The sequence below is a fragment of the Bacillus cereus group sp. MYBKT14-1 genome, from assembly GCF_051915185.1.
Classification (GTDB): domain Bacteria; phylum Bacillota; class Bacilli; order Bacillales; family Bacillaceae_G; genus Bacillus_A; species Bacillus_A cereus.
This window is the reverse complement of record NZ_JBQAEF010000036.1, coordinates 1-8584: the sequence shown is the minus strand read 5'-3', so window position 1 is coordinate 8584 and position 8584 is coordinate 1. Positions and strand designations below refer to the sequence as shown.

Sequence of the window (8584 nt, the reverse complement as noted above, 5' to 3'; positions counted from 1 at the left end):
GATGGCAGAGAGGTCACACCCGTTCCCATACCGAACACGGAAGTTAAGCTCTCTAGCGCCGATGGTAGTTGGGACCTTGTCCCTGTGAGAGTAGGACGTCGCCAAGCAACTTTAAGACGAGTCAGAATGACTCGTCTTTTTTGTATGCTTTCATACCTCTCTTAATTGCCTGTTTAACTCCTTCTAAATAGGCGAATCCATGCTTTTTATCTGGTTCTAAGTAAGTACCTTCTGCCCATTCATTCCACGCATTAATAAATAAAAACTCGCTGTTGTAAAGAGAATAGGTACGATGGATTTGCTTACTTAAATATATCGTGAACTTCTCAGGAGTAGAACCGAGGAAGATGCTGCTATTTAAGTCTTTGCGACGTGCTGTGTTGTCCCAGTCAACAAAGGCACCGGGAAATGTTTTTTTCTCTGGAGGAGATCGCTTTAGTATATACATCCAAACTTTATCATAATCCCAAGCGTTTATTTGTTTACCAGACTCATATATTGTCTTATTTATGTCTGGAGAGCTATCATGAGCAATTGTATAAAAAGGCTCGAATTGAATGCTAGCATCGAACCCATTTATATTAGGAAGTGGGAAGCTGTTTAATGTTTCTACAAAGTATATACCTTTCAAACCATTTTCTTGTGCGAGTGTATCCCAGTAATTAAGCATTTGCTCACAGTCAGGGATATGCCCAGGACGATAAATAATGAATAGTGGTTTATCATCTATACGAATATATCTTTCATCTTGGAAAGCTTGTAATAAATAGTCAAAGTGTTCTTTCCAATCCGATAACTCTCCATAATTTTGAGGCATTAATATATGGCTATCAAGACCATCCCAAGTTTTTGTCCACGGTTCATTTGCCCAAGAAAGGCAAAATGGAAAATCTGGTTCGCCCGTCTTAAGTACTTCATTAAAGGGTGTCTCCAATAGTCTTTTCCCTTTAAACCAGTAATGGTAATAACAAAAACCATATATGCCGTGTGTTTTGGCAATTTTTGCTTGCCATTTTCTTACGGATGGGTCCGTTAAGTCATAATAAAAATCTTGATAAGGTTCTCTAGGTTGATAATGTCCTGCAAATAAAGGTCGTGCACTTTTAGTATTTGTCCATTCAGTAAAACCTTTTCCCCACCATTTGTCATTTTCTTTTATTTGATGAAACTGCGGTAAGTAAAAAGCAATTATTTTCAAGGTATATCCTCCTTATGTTCTTTGTAGTTCAAAGTGGGGGGAAGTTACTTTTGATTTTTTGAATCGAGTTTAAAGCGCTAGATCGATTATTTACTTACTATTTTGTTGTGCTTCATATTGAATTCGTTTTTACAGTTTGCTCGATAGAGGAATCTTGTATGATTTAATATATGGCTGAGATGAAAAGTGATTTTCATTATAAAATTATGCGCATTACCATGTAGGAAAAGAGTTAATCTTTTTGGAGAACAAATAGGGCTTGGGGTAATCGGCTTGCGTCATCAAAAAAGTCCCGTAGCTTTAAATACTTCTCATAGTGATTTTTAATATAAGTTCTAGGTATAACCGTTTCTCCGTAGAAGCTACTATTTCTAACATCTCCCGCTCCTGTAGGACTGTGGACAAAATTACCGCTTTCATAATCCGAGATGGCCCGATTTATATCTGGAAAAGCTTGTGATAAAGTTTTATGCCAACCCGTTTGAATGAATTCAGGGTGTTCCTTGAATTGTTGACAGTAATCGAGAAAATAGCGCGCTTGTGTTGTGGCTATGAAGATGCCACCTGGACGAAGAATTCTTGAAAATTCTTTTATCCAATGTTCTGCAGTTTCTTCGGATAAATGTGAGAATACAGAATAAGCGAATATGATGTCTAATGAATTGTCACTAATAAATTCTACAGGAGGTTGTGGATTGGCTGTTTTATATATTCCTCTTCCTAACGTTTCATTGCAAATGTTAATCATTGCGGGATCTACATCAATACCAAGTAAATTTTCATCACGAACATCTTTGAAAAAAAAGCGTATAATTCTTCCCCATCCGCAACCAAAGTCTAAAATTTTACGTTCTTTATTCAAGGGAACACCTAAATTTTGGGCATATGTTTTTACATGGCTATAAAACAAATATGCTTCATAAAGAGCATGTTCATAGGAAGCTCCTACAAACTGTTGTTGAATTTCTTCAGAGGGGAACATAGGTACTGGGATGCCATTTATCTTTGTTTGCGAGCAACTTTGTATAAATAGATTTAGAAGTTCAACGTCAGAAAGAGGACTAACAAGGTTATCAAAATCATTTCCTAACTTAAAGTTATTCATTTGTTAACCTCCAAATTATATAATGCCTAAAAATTATATTCATGTTTTTTACTAATAAAAACATGTAGAAATTCAGCATCTAATCCTAGTGATCTATCCTTTTGTAAATAAACAATTGTATACATATTTGCATGTGTATAAATATATTCAATCATATCTTGGCCCCAATCAAATGTTACTAAAGCCCCCTTCTCATCAATAGGATTTCCATGATAAATTGGCTCTTCCATATACTCAATTCCTTCTTTATTGTTTCTTGCTCTTTGTAAAGTCTTTGGGAGTGTATGGTACCAAGGGACGGTAAACACATGAGCGCCATCAGGCTTTAAGACACGTTCTATTTCTTTAAAGGCTTTCCCTGGCTCCATTACGTGTTCAAAGACATCTTGCGTAATGAATAAATCAAAAGATTCATTTTGAAAAGTCATGTTTTCTAAATTCTCACATCTAATTCCTTGAAAGTATTGACCGAGAGGATAGTTTTTAAAGTATTGAGAATATGTATAGTTTTTACAGTTTTTCATCAGTAGTTGAGTTGTAATCCCTCCTGGTGAGGACTCGTGGATATGATAGGAACCCCATTTTGGAAAAAATGTATTTAAGACATGAACTAAAGCTCGTTGCCTCGGTATAGAGTGGCATGTAGAACATAAATAGTGATCTCTAAGCCAATCATTATGCTCTATAAATGTAGCTTCCTTCTCACAAATAACGCAGTAGCCATTATTGTGCTTCAAATTACCTTCCACATGACATCCCTCCTGTATAAAATGCAATGTATATCCCCCAGTATTTTCATGGCAGTAATGCTCTCAACCCAAAATCCGGCTGGAGCAAAAAAGTTAGGTGGGAGATGAACTGCCCGTAAATGCCCTAACTTTATGGATAGTATCAGACACATGTGAAACTAAAGAGAGTGGGTAGAAATTAGGGAAACCATAAAAGTAAGATTGGTAGAAGGGAATAATTAGCGGGGAGAACCCAACGCTAATTAAAGTTTCACTTTATGCTATGCGATACATTTGCTTTTATTCATTGAAAAACGTAGGGGTTTAAAATATCCCTTTCGTGTATGGATACATTTCAAAGTCCTTTGCATATATTTCTGTAACTAGATCCATTGTTTCTTTGTCATAAAAGCTTGCGTATGTTGGAAATCGGGGAAAGGCTTCATCTGTAATGCTAAGTTCTGCATAGCTTCCTGTATAAACCATCTTGTGAGCGCGATGATGACCTGAACTTGTAAGTTTGGTTAGGTCAGATTTAATCAAACCGTATTCGTTTTCTATTTTGGGAATTTGCTTATTAAAATCTTCTAAAGGTATATAGCGTTGGATAAAGGCTTCTTCACCTTGGACGTATTGTTGACTAAAGTGCATATCTATTACTTGGGAATTGGAACCAAGTGCTTGAACGTAATATAAAAATTGTTTGAATGATATTCCTTGTTTACTATGCTTGTCATTATAAAAACACTTTCGGATACTATTCCATTGAGGACTAGCATAAGGATTGTCAGCAAGTAATAAAAATGAGCTAACGGCCCTCTTATAGGGATTTCGTACGAGTTTACAAACATGTTTTTTTGCTTCTAGAAGACCGTTATGTACCGCTTGTATATAATTGGGGTTATTTTTATATACCCAGAATTCATAGTAATGAATAAAATCATTGTATTTCTTTGCTTCAGGAAATAATCCAATTTGAAAGAAGAACCAATTAGCTAATGCGGTACATCCGCTTCTATGACTCCAAAATAATATAAGGGGAAAATCCTTATGGAAATGCGGAATTCGATCTTTATGTAGAATGATGTACTCTAAAAACTTTTGATTTATATTTTTCATGAGTTTAACACTCCTTTTTTAAGGGTATAGAAGAGAATTTTTTATTAATCCAATATATTCATGAGAATGAGTAAATATTATGAGTGTATTTTGCTTTCGTCTTAAATAAGAAAGCGATTCTAAAAGGGAAATATAAAATAAAGATAATGAAAATGTATAAGAGGCATACAATTATAAGAAAAGAAGTAATAAAAGTGTCCAAGTTCATTTATTTGTATTTCTAGGTGTGATAAGCAAAAATTTTATTATTAGAGAGGATATTATGGGGAAGAATAATTATTTAATAGTAGGTGGAAATAGTTTCATTGGTATTAACCTCGCATTAGGTTTATTGAAACAAGGTCAAAATGTAAAAGTATTTTCCAGGCATATAAATAATTTCCCTCAAAATCTTATAAGTGATGTTGAATTTATTAAAGGTGATTTAGCAAATGTTGAAGATATATATAAGGCTTTAGTAAATGTGGATATTATTATTTATTTAGCTGCAACGTCTAATGTAACAACTTCAATTGAAGATGTTTTTGGAGATAGGAACAGTAGCTTTTTTTTTCTTAATTTCATGGAAACTGTTAAACGTTTCCCTATTAAAAAAATTGTATTAGCATCCTCTGGAGGCACAGTTTATGGTGAACCAGAATATTTACCTATTGATGAGAAACATCCATTAAAACCACTATCTCCTTATGGAATAACAAAAGTGTCGCTTGAAAATTATTTGTACTTTTATAAGAAAAAGTATGGAATGGACTATGTTGTATGTAGATATTCTAATCCATATGGAAAATATCAAAACCCGTTAAAGAAAGTTGGAGCAATAAACTGTTTTTTGTATCAGCATCTCAGTAATGAAAAGATTAATATATATGGGGATCCACAAGAGATTATTCGAGATTATATTTATATCGATGATTTAGTGGAAATCACTATACAACTATCACAATTAAATCGCTTGAAATCTTGTGTGTATAACATAGGCAGCGGCAAGGGTCTCTCTTTAAAACGAATTATAGTAGAATTGGAAAAATTAACAGAAAGAAAAGTGGACTTTATCTGCTATAAACAAAAGCAAGAAAATGTTCAAAAAATCATTTTAAATATAGATAGGGTAAGACGAGAATGTAATTGGGAACCGAAAGTGGATTTCAAAAGTGGAATTAGATTAAATAAGCTATGGATTGAAGAGTTCTTATATAGTAAAAAATAATAAACCATGCCCTACTTCTGTATAAGTAGAGCATGGTTTATTATTTTATTTCTTTTTGTATTACCCAAAGATCTTGATGTTCCCACCAAAAACCTTCAGTGTATTTTTTGATGATAGGATTATAAGGTAATAATTTAATTTTGTCACATACGTAAGAGGGACTAACGATCGTTTGCCCGTATTGATGCACATCTAAATCCAGTTGTTCACTAGAGGGAAGAAACCAATAACCCTGTTTATTTAAATCTGGAAACCCGAAGTATTTTTTGCTTTGATAGCCATGGGTTGTGAAAATGAATAAACCACCAGGTGAAACAGCGTTATACAATGTTTGCAGCCAACGAAACCAAGTTGTATCAGGCATATGAGAAAAAAAGGATAGACAAAAAACGATATCATACGTAGACGATAATTTTACTTGTTCAGGCTCAGGGTGAGATAAGATAGATGAAATATTTAGTGTGCGTTCAATAAAACTAATAGCCTCTTCATGTATATCACAGGTAGTTATATGTAAGTTCGTTTGTAAGTTTAATAAATGGCGTGTTACGCAGCCATATCCGGATGCGAATTCTAATAATTTTATTGGAGTGTCTACAGGAGGATAAAAGGAAGTCATTAAATCTAAGAGTGTTTCTGCTGATTTTCTTCCATCTTTAAAATAATAATCTATTGCTTCTTTTTTAGACGGAAAGACTGGATTCGTGACTAGGAATTGAAAGATATGATCCTCCGGATGGATACTTGCATTTACATTGTAGTTCTGTGCAATTTGAGAAATCAAATCTTTATTTGCCTCTATAAATTCTTTCAAAGAGTAACCCTCCTTAAATAATAGTAATGTCTTACAAGAGATACTGATGATAAAGAAAATATATAATTAAACCTTCAAATATGCTTTAAGATACTTTCGATATGCGTACATTTTCTTTTTTGAAATGTCGTCGATAGTAAAGGTTTCTTTAATGAAATTCTGCATTTGTACAACTTCACTGTAATGGGAATATGAATCTTCTGCTCTCGTTACACTATTTGTATGTCGTCTATGATAGTTTAGAGGTTTTGGATTGAAATAAATGTTCCCCTCTTTAAGGATAGAAACATAGAAAAACCAATCACCGGCTATTTTAAACTGTTCCAATTGTTTTGCTGTTGTTTTTATATCTATGTTTTTAAAAACTACACTTGAGACATTAGGTATGGTGTTTTTGATAAGTAACGTATCTTGTATTTCATCTATCCCTTTTCGCACATAAGAACTCTGCCATTTTTCTTTATCAATATCATTTGTGTAATCTAAATAATGATTGGCCAATATATTTCCTTGTTCATCTATTTGTTTTGATTGTGTGTAGCTTAAGGCAACATCACTATCTATATGAAAACCTTGTATTACTTCTTCTAAAAATGTCTGATCACATAAGTCATCGGCCTCAGCAATCCAAATATAATCACCGGTTGCTGCAGTGACACCTTTTATCCATTGTTTAAATACAGAACCAGAGTTTTTATCATTAATAATCTGCTGAATTTTCAGGTGATGTTTATTTTCGTTTGAGAGCAGCTTTTCAAATATAGATACGCTATTGTCAGTAGAGGCATCGTCTAGGAAAATTAGTTCGTAAAGGGGATAGGTTTGATTTAATATTGATTTAACTCGTTCGGATAAGTATTTTTCGTAATTATAGTTCGGTACAATGACGCTTATTTTTTTATAATTATGCTCAAGCAAGTTTAATAATTGATAAATGTAATGAAGAAAGTTGAAATTTTTTTCAATAAGTTCTTGGCCAAAGGTCCCTTTTTGTAATCGTAAATCTTCATCCCCGATAAATTCGTATATTTTTTCCAGCATCATCGGTAAGTTTAAATAGTCTACTAATGCGCCAGTTTGTTCCGTAACAACATCTTCAAAACCTCCAGCGTTTTTAAACCCTATAACAGGGAGTTTTGTATCTAATGCTTCTAAAACCACGTTTGGGAAAGGATCTTCTCTTGAAGTTAATAAATATAAATCAGCCCCAGCGTTATATAAACCGATATCTGGAGTAGGATCCACTAATGTAAAATGTGCTGTATATCTTGGTGATAGCGTGTTTAAAAAATGAACATCTGTTTTCCCAACCCAGATAAAATGAATATTTTTATGAATCTTTCTTACTGAGTAAGCAATAAGTGAGAATAAATCTATCCCTTTTCGATGATCAGCGAAGCCTACCCCCAAAATGATTTTGCTATCTAGAGGCAGGTTGTGTTTTTTTCGTAATTCGTTTCTCGCTTTTGCAATATTGTTCTTATAAGGATTGTGGTTAAACAAACCTTGAGGGAGGATGTGGCACTTTTGATGATCTAATTGGGTGATTGTACGGAACTTTTCATACACGTATTGTGAAGGGAAGACAATTTTGTGAGCAGACTCGGCAATTTTTCTCGCTTTTCCCTCAGCAGAGTACTGTTGTATTAAATGCGGCAATTCATGTATTAATGAAATAACTTTTATATTATGTTTAGCTAGTAATGCAACTATGTCACCACTTATGACGGTACTACATATGGCGATGGTATAGTCTTGTGTTAATAACTTTTTTATTAATGATTCGATCTTTTCGTTCGTTGGGTAGTCTTCCTCTAGGCAATAAACAGGACCATACTTTTGAAAGTCGTGGATTAAAATGCCCGTTCCAATAGAAATAATTGCGACGGAGTAATGAAAGTTTTCTTTGAGAGCTTTAATAGTATGTAAAGAAAGCAGCTGTGCTCCGTGGAAATGGGCATCATGGGATACATAAATGATTTTCTTATTAACATGCATTTCATAACGCCTCCTAAGGTTAATTAGATTTTTAGTAAATGTATGGTGTATTTATAATTTCTAGAGAGAAGTCTAAATAAAAAAGCTACTTTTAATATATATTTGTTTGGCTTGATATTCATTCTTTAGAAAGTATAAACTGTCGATTATGAAAGGGACTGTGCTAGTTTATTAATCTTTAGGGAAGAAGTATAAAAATACCCTTCATAATTTATAAAATAAAAAGGATAAAAGGTATTGACGATTAGAGTATAGAGGTGTAATATAGAACAAGTCGCCGATGACAATAACGTCGAAAGCGACGAACGAAATGAAAAACTTAGTTGACATTGAAAGATGAAAATGTTAACATAAGGAAGTCGCAAATGAGCGACCAAGTAGTTCTTTGAAAACTGAACGAAACAAACAACGTGAA

7 protein-coding genes and 1 rRNA gene are annotated in these 8584 nt (G+C 33.6%); 2 read left to right on the top strand and 6 right to left on the bottom strand.

The window, feature by feature from the left end; all coding sequences use genetic code 11:
- A 5S ribosomal RNA gene (rrf, locus tag ACTFO4_RS30210) occupies window positions 1-107 on the top strand; the annotation flags it as partial.
- A 14-nt stretch (window positions 108-121) separates the two neighbouring features.
- Here rrf and ACTFO4_RS30205 read toward each other — a convergent pair.
- The 4 genes from ACTFO4_RS30205 to ACTFO4_RS30190 form a co-directional block, all read right to left on the bottom strand.
- Window positions 122-1198 carry a glycosyltransferase WbsX family protein gene (locus ACTFO4_RS30205; RefSeq protein WP_000690964.1) on the bottom strand — a complete coding sequence of 359 codons (1077 nt, stop codon included), beginning with the start codon at window positions 1196-1198 and terminating at the stop codon, window positions 122-124.
- A gap of 232 nt (window positions 1199-1430) precedes the next feature.
- Window positions 1431-2303, bottom strand: a complete 873-nt coding sequence (locus ACTFO4_RS30200; protein WP_001058688.1) for a class I SAM-dependent methyltransferase — start codon at window positions 2301-2303, stop codon at window positions 1431-1433.
- Between the two features lie 26 nt (window positions 2304-2329).
- Window positions 2330-3052, bottom strand: coding sequence for a class I SAM-dependent methyltransferase (locus ACTFO4_RS30195; protein WP_017674346.1), 723 nt, complete (start codon window positions 3050-3052; stop codon window positions 2330-2332).
- A gap of 303 nt (window positions 3053-3355) precedes the next feature.
- Window positions 3356-4150, bottom strand: coding sequence for a sulfotransferase family 2 domain-containing protein (locus ACTFO4_RS30190; protein ID WP_000790060.1), 795 nt, complete (start codon window positions 4148-4150; stop codon window positions 3356-3358).
- A gap of 262 nt (window positions 4151-4412) precedes the next feature.
- Between ACTFO4_RS30190 and ACTFO4_RS30185 the strand changes: the two genes are divergently transcribed.
- Window positions 4413-5357: an NAD-dependent epimerase/dehydratase family protein gene (locus ACTFO4_RS30185; protein WP_063535509.1), complete on the top strand. Its 945-nt coding sequence runs from the start codon at window positions 4413-4415 to the stop codon at window positions 5355-5357.
- 40 nt (window positions 5358-5397) lie between these two features.
- Here ACTFO4_RS30185 and ACTFO4_RS30180 read toward each other — a convergent pair whose 3' ends face one another.
- Both ACTFO4_RS30180 and ACTFO4_RS30175 read right to left on the bottom strand, forming a co-directional pair.
- Entirely contained in the window at window positions 5398-6171 is a 774-nt protein-coding gene (locus ACTFO4_RS30180; protein ID WP_000657497.1) for a class I SAM-dependent methyltransferase, read from the bottom strand.
- Between the two features lie 66 nt (window positions 6172-6237).
- Window positions 6238-8169 (bottom strand): glycosyltransferase, encoded by a 1932-nt coding sequence (locus ACTFO4_RS30175; RefSeq protein WP_242259708.1) that lies wholly within the window; start codon window positions 8167-8169, stop codon window positions 6238-6240.
- Window positions 8170-8584 lie beyond the last annotated feature (415 nt).

Bases quoted from the DNA above. Each gene is read 5' to 3' on its own strand.
- ACTFO4_RS30190 (WP_000790060.1), bottom strand. From the start codon at position 4,150: ATGAAAAATATAAATCAAAAGTTTTTAGAGTACATCATTCTACATAAA.
- ACTFO4_RS30175 (WP_242259708.1), bottom strand. From the start codon at position 8,169: ATGCATGTTAATAAGAAAATCATTTATGTATCCCATGATGCCCATTTC.
- ACTFO4_RS30200 (WP_001058688.1), bottom strand. From the start codon at position 2,303: ATGAATAACTTTAAGTTAGGAAATGATTTTGATAACCTTGTTAGTCCT.
- ACTFO4_RS30185 (WP_063535509.1), top strand. From the start codon at position 4,413: ATGGGGAAGAATAATTATTTAATAGTAGGTGGAAATAGTTTCATTGGT.